Annotated in this window: 10 protein-coding genes; 9 read left to right on the top strand and 1 reads right to left on the bottom strand. The window is 72.5% G+C overall.

The genetic code is table 11. From position 1 onward, the window contains the following. Positions 1-63 precede the first annotated feature (63 nt). Entirely contained in the window at positions 64-1,935 is a 1,872-nt protein-coding gene (locus tag Q0R63_RS16265) for an ABC transporter ATP-binding protein (RefSeq protein ID WP_295699522.1), read from the bottom strand. An 80-nt stretch (positions 1,936-2,015) separates the two neighbouring features. Between Q0R63_RS16265 and Q0R63_RS16260 the strand changes: the two genes are divergently transcribed. The 9 genes from Q0R63_RS16260 to proB all read left to right on the top strand — a co-directional run. Then, positions 2,016-2,501 carry a MarR family winged helix-turn-helix transcriptional regulator gene (locus Q0R63_RS16260; protein ID WP_295699519.1) on the top strand — a complete coding sequence of 162 codons (486 nt, stop codon included), beginning with the start codon at positions 2,016-2,018 and terminating at the stop codon, positions 2,499-2,501. Between the two features lie 9 nt (positions 2,502-2,510). Then, entirely contained in the window at positions 2,511-3,257 is a 747-nt protein-coding gene (locus tag Q0R63_RS16255) for a lysophospholipid acyltransferase family protein (RefSeq protein ID WP_295699517.1), read from the top strand. A 134-nt stretch (positions 3,258-3,391) separates the two neighbouring features. Beyond that, the gene (locus tag Q0R63_RS16250; RefSeq protein ID WP_295699515.1) at positions 3,392-5,755 is read left to right on the top strand and encodes a xanthine dehydrogenase family protein molybdopterin-binding subunit; all 2,364 of its coding nucleotides are present in this window, start codon (positions 3,392-3,394) and stop codon (positions 5,753-5,755) included. Between the two features lie 29 nt (positions 5,756-5,784). Then, complete coding sequence (locus Q0R63_RS16245; protein ID WP_295699511.1) at positions 5,785-6,576, top strand: TIGR03936 family radical SAM-associated protein; 792 nt, start codon at positions 5,785-5,787, stop codon at positions 6,574-6,576. A gap of 159 nt (positions 6,577-6,735) precedes the next feature. Beyond that, entirely contained in the window at positions 6,736-10,263 is a 3,528-nt protein-coding gene (locus tag Q0R63_RS16240) for an Rne/Rng family ribonuclease (RefSeq protein ID WP_295699508.1), read from the top strand. A 212-nt stretch (positions 10,264-10,475) separates the two neighbouring features. Beyond that, positions 10,476-10,784, top strand: a complete 309-nt coding sequence (rplU, locus tag Q0R63_RS16235) for a 50S ribosomal protein L21 (protein WP_295699505.1) — start codon at positions 10,476-10,478, stop codon at positions 10,782-10,784. A gap of 65 nt (positions 10,785-10,849) precedes the next feature. Continuing rightward, the gene (gene rpmA / locus Q0R63_RS16230; protein ID WP_295699503.1) at positions 10,850-11,122 is read left to right on the top strand and encodes a 50S ribosomal protein L27; all 273 of its coding nucleotides are present in this window, start codon (positions 10,850-10,852) and stop codon (positions 11,120-11,122) included. 91 nt (positions 11,123-11,213) lie between these two features. Then, positions 11,214-12,743: a GTPase ObgE gene (obgE, locus tag Q0R63_RS16225; protein WP_295699499.1), complete on the top strand. Its 1,530-nt coding sequence runs from the start codon at positions 11,214-11,216 to the stop codon at positions 12,741-12,743. Between the two features lie 154 nt (positions 12,744-12,897). Then, on the top strand, positions 12,898-13,961 hold a 1,064-nt coding region (proB, locus tag Q0R63_RS16220), incomplete at its 3' end, for a glutamate 5-kinase (protein WP_295699496.1).

The following is a 13,961-nucleotide window of genomic DNA, read 5'->3' as shown; positions in this document are numbered from 1 at the left end:
CTCAGCGCGAGACCCCGACCTCAGCAGACGGGGGCGGGGGTGGGGGGTGGGGCGCGGGGTGGCTTACGCGGTCAGGGCCAGCGTCCGGGCGTCCGTCGCGAGGTGCTGGTATCGCCCGCCGGCGCCGACGAGCTCCTCGTGCGTCCCGCGCTCCACGACCCGGCCGTGGTCGAGGACGGCGATCTGGTCGGCGTGCCGGATCGTCGAGAGCCGGTGCGCGATGGTGATCGTCGTGCGGCCCCTGACGACCACGTCGAGCGCCGCCTGCAGCTCCCGCTCGGTGTCGTTGTCCAGCGCGCTCGTCGCCTCGTCGAGGACCAGCACGCGCGGGTCGCGGAGGAGCGTCCGGGCGATCGCGAAGCGCTGCTTCTCGCCACCGGAGAACCGCAGCCCGCGCGCCCCTACGATCGTGTCGAGCCCGTCGGCGAGACCCGCGACGAGCGGAGCGATCTGCGCGGCCTCGAGGGCCTGCCACAGCTCGGCGTCGCTCGCGTCGGCCTTGGCGTGCAGGAGGTTCTCGCGGATCGAGGTGTGCAGCAGGTAGGTCTCCTGGGAGACGACGCCGACGATGCTCGACAGGTCGTCGAAGGCGAGCTCGCGCAGGTCGACGCCGTCGATGGTCACCCGGCCGACGCTCGGGTCGCGGAGCCGGGAGACCAGCCCGGCGAGCGTCGTCTTGCCGGAGCCGGTCTCGCCGACGAGGGCCAGCGTGCTGCCGGCCGTCGCCGTGAGGTCGATGCCGTCGAGGGCGAGCGTGTCGCCGCCGTCGGCATACCGGAAGCTCACGCCCTCCAGGCGCACCTCGCCGCGCACCGCGCCGAGGTCGACGACCACCGGGCGCTCGGGCGGCCGCACGTCGGCCTCGAGGTCGAGGTAGCCGAAGATCCGGCTGAACAGCGCCATCGAGCTGACGATGGAGACACCGACGTCGAGCAGGCCCATCAGCGGTCGGAAGATGCCGGTCTGCAGTGCCGTGAAAGCGACGAGCGTGCCGATGGTCATGCCGCCGGACGTGGCGGGGAGGCCGGCGGCGAGGTAGATCAGGGCGGGGATGGCCGCGAAGACGATCGACATCGTCGCCATCCGCCAGCGACCGGCGAGCTGCGACTGCACCTCGAGGTCGACCAGGTCGCGCGAGGTCGCCGTGAAGCGCTGCGACATGCGCTCGCCCGCGCCGAGGTTCTTGCTGAGCTGGATGCCGCTGACCGACAGGCCCTCGTCGACCTGGGTCAGCATGTCGGCCATGAACCGCTGCTGCTTGAGGGTGATGTCGCGCCGCAGCAGGGCGACCCGGCGCGAGAGCCAGATGGCGGGCGGGATGACGAGGAGCGAGAGGAGGCTGAGCCGCCAGCTGAGGACGGCCATCGCGATGGCGGTGCCGACTGCGGTGGTGACGTTGGAGGCGATGGAGGTGGCGGTCGAGGTGACGACCGAGCGCATCCCGGCCACGTCGTTGGTCAGGCGCGACTGGATCTCGCCGTTGCGGGTGCGGGTGAAGAAGGAGAGCGACTGGCGCTGCAGGTGGGTGAAGACGTCCGTGCGCAGCCGGTGCATGACCTGCTGGCCCATCAGGGTCGACAGCCAGGTCTGGAGGACGCCGAGCACCGCGGTGACGACGGTGATGCCCAGCATCCCCGCGACGACCCAGGCGAGGAGCCGCAGGTCGTGGTGGGGGAGGGCGTCGTCGATGACGGTGCGCAGCAGGAAGGGGCTCGCCAGCGACACCGCGGACGAGGCGACGATGAGGCCCATCACGACCGCGATCTGCAGCCGGTAGGGCGCGAAGAGGGTGGCCACGCGGCGCCCCGAGACAGGGGACTCGGCGAGCTGGGCACGGTCGGCGGGGTCGACACGGGCCGGCCCACCTCGTATGCCGCGTGCGCCGGAACGGGCGGCGGTCCGGGTCGGATCGATGAAGGTGCTCTCCACAGGCATCACAGGCTTTCGGTGGGGGTCGGATCTGTTAATGAGGTTACCTCACTATGAGGCAACCCGTCCAACGGTAGGCTCTCACCATGTATTCCGCTCGAGGGCTCGGTCCGGGCCGCGGCGACCAGTCCGGTGAGCCGGCGCTCGCCGACCTGGTGCTCGCCGTCTCGCGTCGGCTGCGGCGCCGCTGGGCCGACGGCCTCGCGCCATGGGGCCTGTCGCCGCACCAGGGCCGCGCGCTGCGGGCCGTGAGCCACGGCGACCGGCTGCGCCTCGGCGACCTGGCCGCCGAGCTGCGCATCGCCCCGCGTTCGGCCACGGAGGTCGTCGACGCCCTCGCCGAGCTGGGCCTCGTCGTCCGGGTGCCCGACCCGAGCGACCGCCGGGCGACCTACGTCGAGGTGACCGAGGCCGGCCGCCGCACCGACGCCGAGATCATCGCCACCCGCAACGCCGACGCGGAGACGCTCTTCGCCCACCTGTCCGACGCCGACCGGACGGCGTTGGAGCGCATCCTCCACGACCTCATCGACAGAGCAGACCTCGTCGACGCCGCAGACACCCCCCGCTAGGTTGGGTCCATGGAGCCCGTCTACACGCCGGTGATCACCCTGGCCCGCAGCGTCTTCGCGCTCGAGGGCCTGCGGTTCACCATCACCGGCACCGACCACGTCCCCCGCTCGGGCGGCGCCGTCATGGTCATCAACCACACCGGCTACATGGACTTCACGTATGCCGGCTACGCAGCCATCCCCGCCCGTCGCCTCGTGCGCTTCATGGCCAAGCAGAGCGTCTTCCGCCACCCCGTCAGCGGACCCCTGATGCGCGGCATGAAGCACATCCCCGTCGACCGCGCGGCAGGCTCGGGCTCCTACCACGCCGCCGTCGACGCGCTGCGGCGCGGCGAGATCGTCGGCGTCTTCCCCGAGGCCACGATCTCGCGCTCGTTCGAGCTCAAGACCTTCAAGAACGGTGCGGCGCGGATGGCCCAGGAGGCTGGCGTCCCGATGCTCCCGATGACGATCTGGGGGTCGCAGCGGGTCTGGACCAAGGGCCTGCCCAAGCGGCTCGGACGCACGAGGACCCCGATCTCGATCGCCATCGGCCCACCGGTGCCCGTCGCCCCCGGCGACGACGTCGACGCCGCCACCGCGAGCATCCACGAGGTCATGGAGGGGATGCTCAAGGGGCTCCAGGACGGCTACGAGCCGCTGGTCGGCACCGACCGGATCTTCCTGCCCGCCCGGCTCGGTGGCACCGCGCCGACGCTCGAGGCGGCGGACCGGCTCGACGCCGCGGAACGCGAGCAGCGCGGCGCGCGAAGCTGATCGGCGTCTGACGGGCGGGCTGAGGGGCGACAGACCCGTTGCGTCCGCACCGACGCGACACCGGTATGCCAACGGTGCGGACGTCCTGCGGTGGCCCTCTCGCGGGAGGGGGCGACACGGCATGCAGTCCGAGCATGGCTGGATCTCTGCTGGGCAATGCCGTTCGCCGTGTCGAGGACCCGGACCTCGTGCGGGGGCGCGGTGACTACGTCGCCGACCTGCGCCACGTGCCGGGTGTCCTCCACGCCCAGTTCGTCCGCACGCCGGTCGCCCACGCGACCTTCCGCGTCGCCGACATCGAAGCCGCCCGCGGGGCGCCCGGGGTCGTCGCGGTCCTCACCGCCGCCGACCTCGACCTCGGCGCGGTGATCCCCTTCGTGCCGGTCAACGCCAGCTGTCCGCGGATGCCGCTCGCGGCCGACCGGGTGCGCTTCGTGGGCGAGCCGGTCGCAATCGTCATCGCCGAGACCAAGGCGCAGGCGGTCGACGCCGCCGAGCTCGTCGACGTGGACTACGACACACTGCCCGTCGTCGTCGACATGGAGGCGGCGCTCGCCGAGGGGGCGCCGCTGCAGTTCGACGCGGTACCCCGCAACATCGCCGGTGGCGAACGCAGCGCTCCCGGCCCCGACGTCCTCGCCGGCGCGGCGCACGTCGTGCGGCTGCGGATGCACAACGCGCGGCTGGCCGTCGCGCCGCTGGAGGGCAACGCCGTCCTCGCCGTCCCCGGCCGGGCGGACGACGACCACGACCTCACCGCCTACCTCGCCACCCAGATGCCCCATGGCGCCCGCGCGACGATCGCGAAGACCTTCGGGCTCGACACCGACCGCGTCCGGGTCGTCGCCCCCCACGTCGGCGGCGCGTTCGGCGGTAAGGCCGGCTCGAGCGCCGAGCACATCGTCGTCCTCGCCGCCGCCCGCGCGCTCGGCCGACCGGTCATGTGGGCCGAGACCCGCTCCGAGGCGATGCTGTCGATGCAGGGCCGCGGCCAGCTCGACTACCTCGAGCTCGGGCTGAGCGCCGAAGGCCGGTTCCTCGGGCTACGGGCCCGGATCATCGGCGACTGCGGCGCGTATGCCGGGTTCGGCGGCGCCTTCGCCTACAGCACCACCTACATCATGGCGCCGGGCGTCTACGACATCGGCGCCCTCGACTACGCGGGCGTCGCCGCGCTCACCAACACCGCTCCGGTGGGCGCCTTCCGCGGCGCCGGGCGTCCCGAGGCCGCCGCGATGCTCGAGCGGATCGTCGACGTCGCCGCCGACGAGCTCGGCCTCGACCCGGTCGAGATCCGCCGCCGCAACTTCATCCGGCCCGACGCGTTCCCCTTCCGCACCCTCGCGGGGATGACCTACGACAACGGTGACTACGACCTGCCGCTGCGCGAGGCCCTGCGGATCGCCGACTACGACGGGCTGCGCCGCGAGCAGGCCCGGCGCCGGTTGAGCGGCGACGTCCGGATGCTCGGCATCGGCGTCTCCTGCTACGCCGAGATCACCGGCGGAGGCGGGGGCGAGCTCGGGGTCGTCGAGGTCGCGGACGACGGCACGGTGACCGTGCGGGCGGGCACGTCGTCCCACGGCCAGGGGCACGCGACGTCGTTCTCGATGATCGTCGCCGACCGTTTCGGTATCCCGATGGAGCAGATCCGCTTCGAGCAGTCCGACACCGCGCTCGTGCCGCGGGGGAGCGGCACCGGGGGCTCGCGCTCGCTGCAGCTCGGTGGCAGCGCCGTCGTGGGTGCGGCGGACGACGTCCTCGCCCGGGCCCGGCTGCTCGCGGCCACCCTGCTCGAGGCGTCCCCGGCCGACATCGAGCTCGCCGACGGCCGCTTCTCGGTCGCCGGGGTGCCGGACGTCTCGGTCGGCTGGTCCGAGGTGGCGACGCGGGCCTCTGCCGACGGTGAGCCACTGCGGGCGGACCACGACTTCGTCCCCGCCGACGCGACGTTCCCCTTCGGTGCGCACGTCTCCGTCGTCGAGGTCGACACCGAGACCGGGCTCGTGGCTCCCGTCAGCCACGTTGCGGTCGACGACTGCGGCCGGGTGCTCAACCCGCTGCTCGTCGCCGGGCAGCAGCACGGCGGCCTGGCGCAGGGCATCTCGCAGGCCCTGTGGGAGGAGTTCTGCTACGACGTCGACGGCAACCCCGTCACGGCCACCTTCGCCGACTACGGGATCCCCTCTGCGACAGAGCTGCCGAGCTTCACGACCGCCAACACCGAGACGCCGACTCATCTGAACCCGTTGGGGGCCAAGGGAATCGGCGAATCGGCTACTGTCGGATCGACGCCCGCGGTGCACAACGCCGTCGTCGATGCGCTCAGGCACCTCGGTGTCCGCCACATCGACATGCCGCTGACCCCGCAGCGGGTGCTCGCGGCATACGACCAGGCGGTCGCGGGCACCTTGCCCGACCTCTGGCACCAGCCCCCCGCGGTCTTCGACGACCTCCCGATCCGCTCGGCGGACGCCGAGGAGGTCACGAGCATCTGAGCCGGCCCCGGGTCGCGTAGCCTGCCCGCATGTCCCGACAGCGCGTCCCGGAGGGTCCCGCCCCCGAGCCCGCGGTGCAGAAGCTGCGGATCCGGTATGCCAAGCGCGGCCGGCTCCGCTTCTCCTCGACCCGCGACTTCCAGCGCGCGCTCGAGCGGGCGCTGCGCCGCGCCGACGTGCCGATGGCCTTCAGCGCGGGCTTCCACCCGCACCCGAAGATCTCCTACGCCAACGCCGCCCCGACCGGGATGGGCAGCGAGGCGGAGTACGTCGAGATCTCGGTGACCGAACGGGTCGAGCCGGAGTCGGTGCGGCTGGCCCTCGACGAGGCCCTGCCGATCGGGCTCGACGTCCTCGAGGTCGTCGAGGCGCGACCCGGGGCGCTGGCCGACCGGCTCCAGGCCAGCGAGTGGGTCCTGGCCTTCCGCGACGTGACCGAGGCGGAGCTGCGGGCGGCGGCCGAGATCTTCCTCGCCCTCGAGACGATCGAGGTCACCCGGACCTTCAAGAACGGGCCTCGGACCTTCGACGTGCGCTCGGCCGTGCTGGCGATGACCGTGGCGTCGGACGAGGCGCTGCGCGACACCGTCCCGCACGCCCTCCCGGCGGGGGCACCGGGATGTGCCACAATGAGGGCGGTCGTACGGCACACCACACCCGCCGTTCGCCCCGACGACATTCTGACCGCGCTGCGTGCAGGTTCTCGCCTGGAGCCGTTGACGCCACCACTGGTGACTCGACTGGCCCAGGGCCCCCTGCTCGACGCAACCGTGGGGGTGGCTGATCCACTGGCCGCCGACGAGAGGGTCGGCGACAGCTGACCGAGGTGCCGCGCAGCACGCGAACCCGGCCAGCTGCAGCACGACGACTTCCGTCCCGCCGCATCCGCGACGAGGGCGATCCGAACACCGCACATGCGGAGAAGATGGGCCTCCCGGCCTCGGTGTGGATCTCCACCGCGTGACGGAGAGGGACGCCTGATGGCTTCCGAGAACGACACCCACACCGACCAGACGGCGGCTGAGCACTCGGTCGCCGAGCCGACTGCTGAGCCGACCACTGGGCCGACCACGGGGCCGACCACGGGGCCGGCTACCAAGGCGCCCGCCGCGCGGACGCCGCGCAAGCGGGCCAGCCGCGCCGCAGCGAGCGCAGCCGGCGACCCGGCGACTGGCGGTTCCACCGACGCAGCCGAAGCGGCCGACTCGGCCGACACCGCTGTCGCTGCTGAACCGGCCGTGACTGCCGTGCCGGCCAAGAAGGCGGCGAAGAAGGCGGCCACCAGGGCCCCCCGGAAAAAGGCAGCGCCGGCGGTTGCCAGCGAGTCGGTCGAGTCGGTCGAGTCGGTCGATTCGATTGCCGCCGCGCCTGCGGTCACCGAGGTGCCCGAGGCGCCCGAGGTGCCCGCTGTCCAGCGAGGGGGCGACGCGCCTGACACCGCGACGGCAGACGCACCCGCCGCCGCAAAGAAGACAGCGCGCAAGCGGGCCAGCCGCAAGGCCACCGCGCCGGCTGCCCCGCCTTCGCCGCCAGCCGCCGAGATCTCAGCCGACCTCTTTGCCGCGACCGAGGCAGCGGCCGACATCGAGATCGAGGACGAGGTCGAGGAGGTCCCGGCGGTCGCCACCCTCGAGGTCCTGTTCCAGGCACCGCCCGCCCGTCGCTCGCGCCGGGCTTCCTCGCCCGCGAAGGCCGCCCCGCCTGCCCCGGCCCCCGGCGAGGAGCCGGACGTCCCGGCCGTCGGCGCCGACGAGGCACCCCGGGGTCGCCGCAACCGATCCGACGCCCGCGAGACCGAGGTCGGCTCCGAGACCATCGGCCCCGAGACCATCGGCTCCGAGACCATCGGCTCCGAGACCGGCGCGACCACCCGGCCGAGCCGATCCAGGAGGTCCACCCGGTCCTCCGGAGCCAGCGCGCCCAACGACTCGGCCGATGCGATGGCGCCGTCCGAGCCTGCGGAGCCCAACGCCCCGGCCATCCCTGGCGAGGTCGACCCTGCCACGGAGCCCGTGCTGAAGACGCCCACCGACTCGGACGGATCGCAGGACCAGGGCGAGACCAGCGACGCCGACGACGGCCCGCGCCGCCGTCGCCGTCGCGGTGGCAAGGGTCGCCGGGGCCGCGGCAGCGATGCCGCCGTCGACACCGACGATGACACCACCGAGCAGGACGCCGCACCGAGCGGTGGACGTCGTCGAGGACGGTCCTCGGGCGCGGCCGCCGCCGCGCCGGACGCCTCTCCCACGTCCAACCCCTTCACGGCACCGGACGTCGACAGCACCGCGGACGAGTCGGGCACCGGCGAGGACGCCGACACCGACACCGACACCGCCGACGGTTCCGAGGGCGAGTCCGGCGGCAGCCGTCGACGCACCCGCCGCCGCCGTCGCAGCGGTTCCGGTGGCGACGGCGACGACGCGCCCAACGTCACCCCCCGGGTCCGTGAGTCGCGTGAGCCGCGTGAGTCGCGTGAGCCGCGTCGCGCCTCCGACGAGGTCACCAGCGTCAGGGGCTCGACACGCCTCGAGGCGAAGAAGCAGCGCCGTCGTGAGGGCCGCGAGGCCGGGCGCCGCCGCACGGTCATCACCGAGTCCGAGTTCCTCGCCCGACGCGAGAGCGTGGAGCGGGTCATGGTCGTCCGGCACAAGGAGGACCGCACCCAGATCGGCGTCCTCGAGGACGGCGTGCTCGTCGAGCACTACATCTCCCGCGAGACCAACGTCTCGATGGCGGGCAACATCTACCTCGGTCGCGTGCAGAACGTCCTGCCCTCGATGGAGGCCGCCTTCGTCGACATCGGCAAGGGCCGCAACGCCGTCCTGTATGCCGGTGAGGTCAACTGGGACGCGGCCGGCCTCGACTCCGGCCAGCCCAAGCGGATCGAGCACGCCCTCGGGTCCGGTCAGAACGTGCTCGTCCAGGTCACCAAGGACCCGATCGGTCACAAGGGCGCCCGCCTGACGTCGCAGATCTCGCTGCCCGGTCGCTACCTCGTCTACGTGCCCGAGAGCTCCATGACGGGAATCTCCCGCAAGCTGCCCGACACCGAGCGCGCCCGCCTGAAGAAGATCCTCAAGGAGATCGTCCCCGCGTCGGCCGGCGTCATCGTACGCACGGCGGCCGAGGGGGCCTCCGAGGAGGAGCTGCGCGCCGACGTCGACCGCCTGACCGCCACGTGGGAGGACATCCGGACCAAGGTCGAGGCCGGCGGGGGCCGGACCAAGACCAAGGGCAAGGCCACCGGCTCGGCCCCGACCCTCCTCCATGGCGAGCCCGACCTCACCGTGCGCGTCATCCGCGACGTCTTCAACGAGGACTTCACCTCGCTCGTCGTCGCCGGCCAGCAGGCCTGGGACGAGGTCTCGGGCTACGTCGGCTCCGTCGCCCCGGACCTCGCCGAGCGCATCACCCGCTGGACGAGCGAGGAGGACCTCTTCACGCACTACCGGATCGACGAGCAGATCGCGAAGGCGATGGACCGCAAGGTCTGGCTGCCGTCCGGCGGCTCGCTCGTCATCGACCGCACCGAGGCGATGACCGTCGTCGATGTGAACACCGGCAAGTTCGTGGGCTCGGGCGGCAACCTCGAGGAGACGGTCACCAAGAACAACATCGAGGCGGCCGAGGAGATCGTGCGGCAGCTGCGGCTGCGTGACATCGGCGGCATCATCGTCGTCGACTTCATCGACATGGTCCTCGAGGCCAACCGCGACCTCGTCGTGCGCCGGCTCCTCGAGTGCCTGGGCCGCGACCGCACGAAGCACCAGGTCGCCGAGGTCACCTCGCTCGGCCTCGTGCAGATGACCCGCAAGCGCGTCGGGTCGGGTCTGATCGAGGTCTTCTCCGAGACCTGCGAGGCCTGCGCCGGCCGAGGGGTCATCGTGCATGCCGACCCCGTCGACCGCAGCAACAGCAGCCCGCACGCCGACACGCACGCGGCGCCGAGCCAGCCGCCGCCGCCCGCCGGTGGCGGTCGTCGTCGTGGCAAGGCCGTCGAAGCCGCTCCTGCTCCGTCCCTCCCCGCCCTCGTCGCCCCCCAGCGCTCCGGCGGACCGACGCCCGCCCAGATCGCCGCCGCTGCGCATGCCGCGGCCCTCAAGGTGGGCTCCGGGCTCGTCGACGACGAGCTCGACCTCGAGAACGTCGGCGAGAGTGAAGAGCGCAACGTGTTCGCCGCGGCCGACCAGACCGGAGACGCCGGGTTGGACACCCTCCACCAGGTGGAGCTGGTCGAAGCGGTCGAGCCGGTCGAGCCGGTCGAGCTGGTCGAAGCGCACGAGCTGGTCGAAGCGGTCGAGCTGGTCGAGCCCGTGGCTGACGTCCACATCGATCCTGCCGTCGATCCCGAGGCCGACCCCTTCGCGGCGCCCGTCGCCCGCCCGCGCCGTCGCCGCGGCCGCGTGATGGCCCCGGCCGGACCGCCGCGTGGGCCCGACGCGGGCCCTGCGGACGCCGCTCACGCGGCATACGACGGCCTCACCCCGCACGAGGACCAGGCCGGATGACCCGCCCGGTTTGGTGGCATCACCCTCGGGCCGGTAGTCTCGACCCTCGGTGCGCCCACCGATCTGTGCCCCGTTCCCGCCAAGCCGCTCGTCGAGGTCAGTCCTCGACCTCCACGGGCTGTCGGGGTCGGCGCTACGTGACGGTCCACGAGAGCGTGCACCACCCGTAATGCCAGTCACGCACGTGACCGGCCGAAGAGAGTGAGCTCGACGTGTACGCGATTGTTCGCGCAGGTGGTCGCCAGGAGAAGGTCTCCGTGGGCGACGTCCTCATCATCGACAAGGTCAAGGCCGTTCCGGGCGACAGCATCGACCTGACCGCGCTGCTCCTCGTGGACGGCACGACCGTCACGAGCGACGCGGCCCGGCTCGCCAAGGTCAAGGTCACCGCCGAGGTCGTGAAGCCGGCCAAGGGGCCGAAGATCACGATCATGAAGTTCAAGAACAAGACCGGTTACCGTAAGCGTCAGGGTCACCGCCAGCACCTCACCCAGATCAAGGTCACGGCCATCGAGGCCTGAGGCTTCGCCTCCTCGATCTCCCCTCGATCTCCGGCTCGCTCGATACGACAAAGGCAGGCACAGACATGGCACACAAGAAGGGGGCGTCCTCGACCCGCAACGGTCGCGACTCCAACTCCCAGTTCCTCGGCGTCAAGCGCTTCGGCGGGCAGGTCGTCAACGCCGGCGAGATCATCGTCCGCCAGCGTGGCACGCACTTCCACCCGGGTGATGGCGTCGGCCGCGGCAAGGACGACACGCTCTTCGCGCTCGTCGCCGGCGCCGTGAAGTTCGGCCGCAAGCGTGGCCGCAAGACGGTCAACATCGAGCAGCCGCAGATCGTCGCCGTCGAGGCCTGAGCCTCGTCCAGCTAGCGCTTCGTCACGAAGGGGTGGGCCGGTCCGGTCCGCCCCTTCGCGTTTCCACCCACAGCACCGAAGGAGTCCCGCCATGGCGACGACGTTCGTCGACCGGGTCGTCCTGCACGTGCGAGCCGGCAACGGCGGCCACGGGGTGGCCTCGGTCAAACGTGAGAAGTTCAAGCCCCTCGGGGGTCCGGACGGGGGCAACGGCGGTCGCGGGGGCTCGATCATCCTGCGGGTCGACCCGCAGTCCACGACGCTGCTCGACTACCACCGCCAGTCCCACCGCAGCGCGAGCAACGGCAAGCCCGGTGCCGGCGACGAGCGGAACGGCGCGGACGGCGACGACCTCGTCCTGTCGGTGCCGGAGGGCACGGTGGTCAAGGACAGCGAGGGCCACATCCTCGTCGACCTCGTCGGTCCCGGGCTCGAGCACGTCCTGGCCCGCGGCGGCCGCGGCGGTCTGGGCAACCGGGCGCTGGCCTCGGCCCGCCGCAAGGCTCCCGGCTTCGCGCTGCTCGGTGAGCCGGGTGACGAGCTGGACGTCGTCCTCGAGCTGAAGTCGCTCGCCGACGTCGCGCTCATCGGCTTCCCCTCGGCCGGCAAGTCCTCGCTCGTGTCCGTGCTGTCGGCGGCCCGCCCGAAGATCGCCGACTACCCCTTCACGACGCTCGTCCCGAACCTCGGAGTCGTCACAGCGGGGGACGCCCGCTACACCATCGCCGACGTCCCCGGCCTGATCCCCGGCGCCCACGAGGGCAAGGGTCTCGGCCTGGAGTTCCTCCGCCACGTCGAGCGCTGCTCGGTCCTCGTCCACGTCATCGACTGCGCGACTCTCGAGCCCGACCGCGACCCGATGAGCGACCTCGACGTCATCGAGCAGGAGCTCGCGCTCTACGTGCCCGACGCCGACCTCGGCGGTCGACCACTGGCCGAGCGCACCCGCATCGTCGTCCTCAACAAGTCCGACGTCCCCGAGGCGCTCGAGCTCGCCGAGCTCGTCAAGGGTGACCTCGAGGAGCGCGGCCTCGAGGTCTTCATCGTCTCGGCCGTCGCCCGCACCGGGCTCAAGGAGCTCACCTTCGCCCTCGCGCGGCACGTCGAGGAGGCCCGCAGGCTCGTCGCCCAGATCGTGCCGCCGCGGGTCGTCCTGCGCCCGCGCGCCGTCGACGACTCGGGCTTCGAGATCCGCAGGGAGAACACCGCCGACGGGCTCGTCTATCGCGTCATCGGCGAGCGACCGACCCGGTGGATCCGGCAGACCGACTTCAGCAACGACGAGGCGGTCGGCTACCTCGCCGACCGGCTCGGCCGGCTCGGCGTCGAGCAGGCCCTCTTCAAGTCGGGTGCGGTCGCCGGCGACACCGTGCTCATCGGCGCCGGTGATGACGCGGTCGTCTTCGACTGGGAGCCGACGATGATCGCCGGCGCGGAGCTGCTCGGCCAGCGCGGCACCGACCTGCGCTTCAACGTCTCGACCCGCCTCTCCGCGAAGGAGAAGCGCGAGGCCGCCCACGACCGCTACGTCGCCCGGCAGTCCACGCAGTCCGAGCTCGAGTCCGAACGCCGGTCCGGCCACTGGGCCACCGCGCGCGACGACCCTGCCGACGAGGGCTGAGACCACGGTTCGGTCCGCTGCGCCGGGGACGCAAGACCGGCAGGTGCCCGGTATGCCGCCCCGGTCACCCGGCATACCGGACTCCCGCCGGTTGACCGTCCCGTCCGCCACCCGGCCGTCCCAGCCAGGTGTCGAGCCCACCTAGACTCGGCGGGTGCCCGACCGGTCAGCCCTCACCGCCGCCCGCCGCCTCGTCGTCAAGGTGGGGTCGTCGTCGCTGACCGGCCCGGACGGGGGGATCGACTCCGCGCGGCTGAACGCCCTGGTCGACGTCGTCGCCCGTCGGCGGCTCGCGGGTGACGCGATGGTCCTCGTCTCCTCCGGCGCCATCGCGGCCGGGCTCGGCCCGCTCGGACTGGCCCGTCGGCCCCGCGACCTCGCCACCCAGCAGGCGGCGGCCAGCGTCGGACAGGGTGCGCTGGTCGCGGCATACCAGGCGGCGTTCGGGGCCCACGGGCTGACCGTCGGGCAGGTCCTGCTCACTGCCGAGGACGTGACCCGGCGCGGCCACTACGCCAACGCCCGCCGCACCCTCGAGCGGCTGCTCGACCTGGGGATGGTCCCCGTCGTCAACGAGAACGACACGGTCGCGACCCACGAGATCCGGTTCGGCGACAACGACCGGCTCGCTGCCCTCGTGGCCCACCTCGTCCACGCCGACGTCCTCGTCCTTCTCTCCGACGTCGACGCCCTCTACGACGGGCCGCCGTCGCGCGAGGGCTCTACCCGCATCCCCGTCGTCGCGGGTCCCGCCGACCTCGCGGGCATCGTCGTCAAGGGGTCCGGCTCCAAGATCGGCACCGGCGGCATGACGACGAAGATCGAGGCGGCGGCCATCGCGACGGCTGCCGGGATCACGACGGTGCTCACCTCGGCGGAGCAGGCGGGCCCCGCCCTCGCCGGTGACGAGGTCGGCACCCTCTTCCTCCCGACGGGGTCCCGTGGCTCGTCACGGCTGCTCTGGCTGGCCCACGCGACGACGCCCCAGGGACGCGTCCTGCTCGACGCCGGCGCCGTGCACGCCGTCGTCGACCGGCGAAAGTCGTTGCTACCAGCGGGAATCACCTCGGTCGAGGGCCGTTTCACCGACGGTGACCCCATCGACGTCTGCGACCCCGACGGACGCCCGGTGGCGCGCGGCCTGGTGAACTTCTCCTCCGAGGAGCTCCCCGGCCTGCTCGGGCGCTCGACCAAGGAGCTCGCCCGCGAGCTCGGCCC

The organism is Lapillicoccus sp., assembly GCF_025353065.1.
GTDB lineage: Bacteria > Actinomycetota > Actinomycetes > Actinomycetales > Dermatophilaceae > Lapillicoccus.
This window is presented reverse-complemented; position numbering and strand designations above follow the sequence as displayed.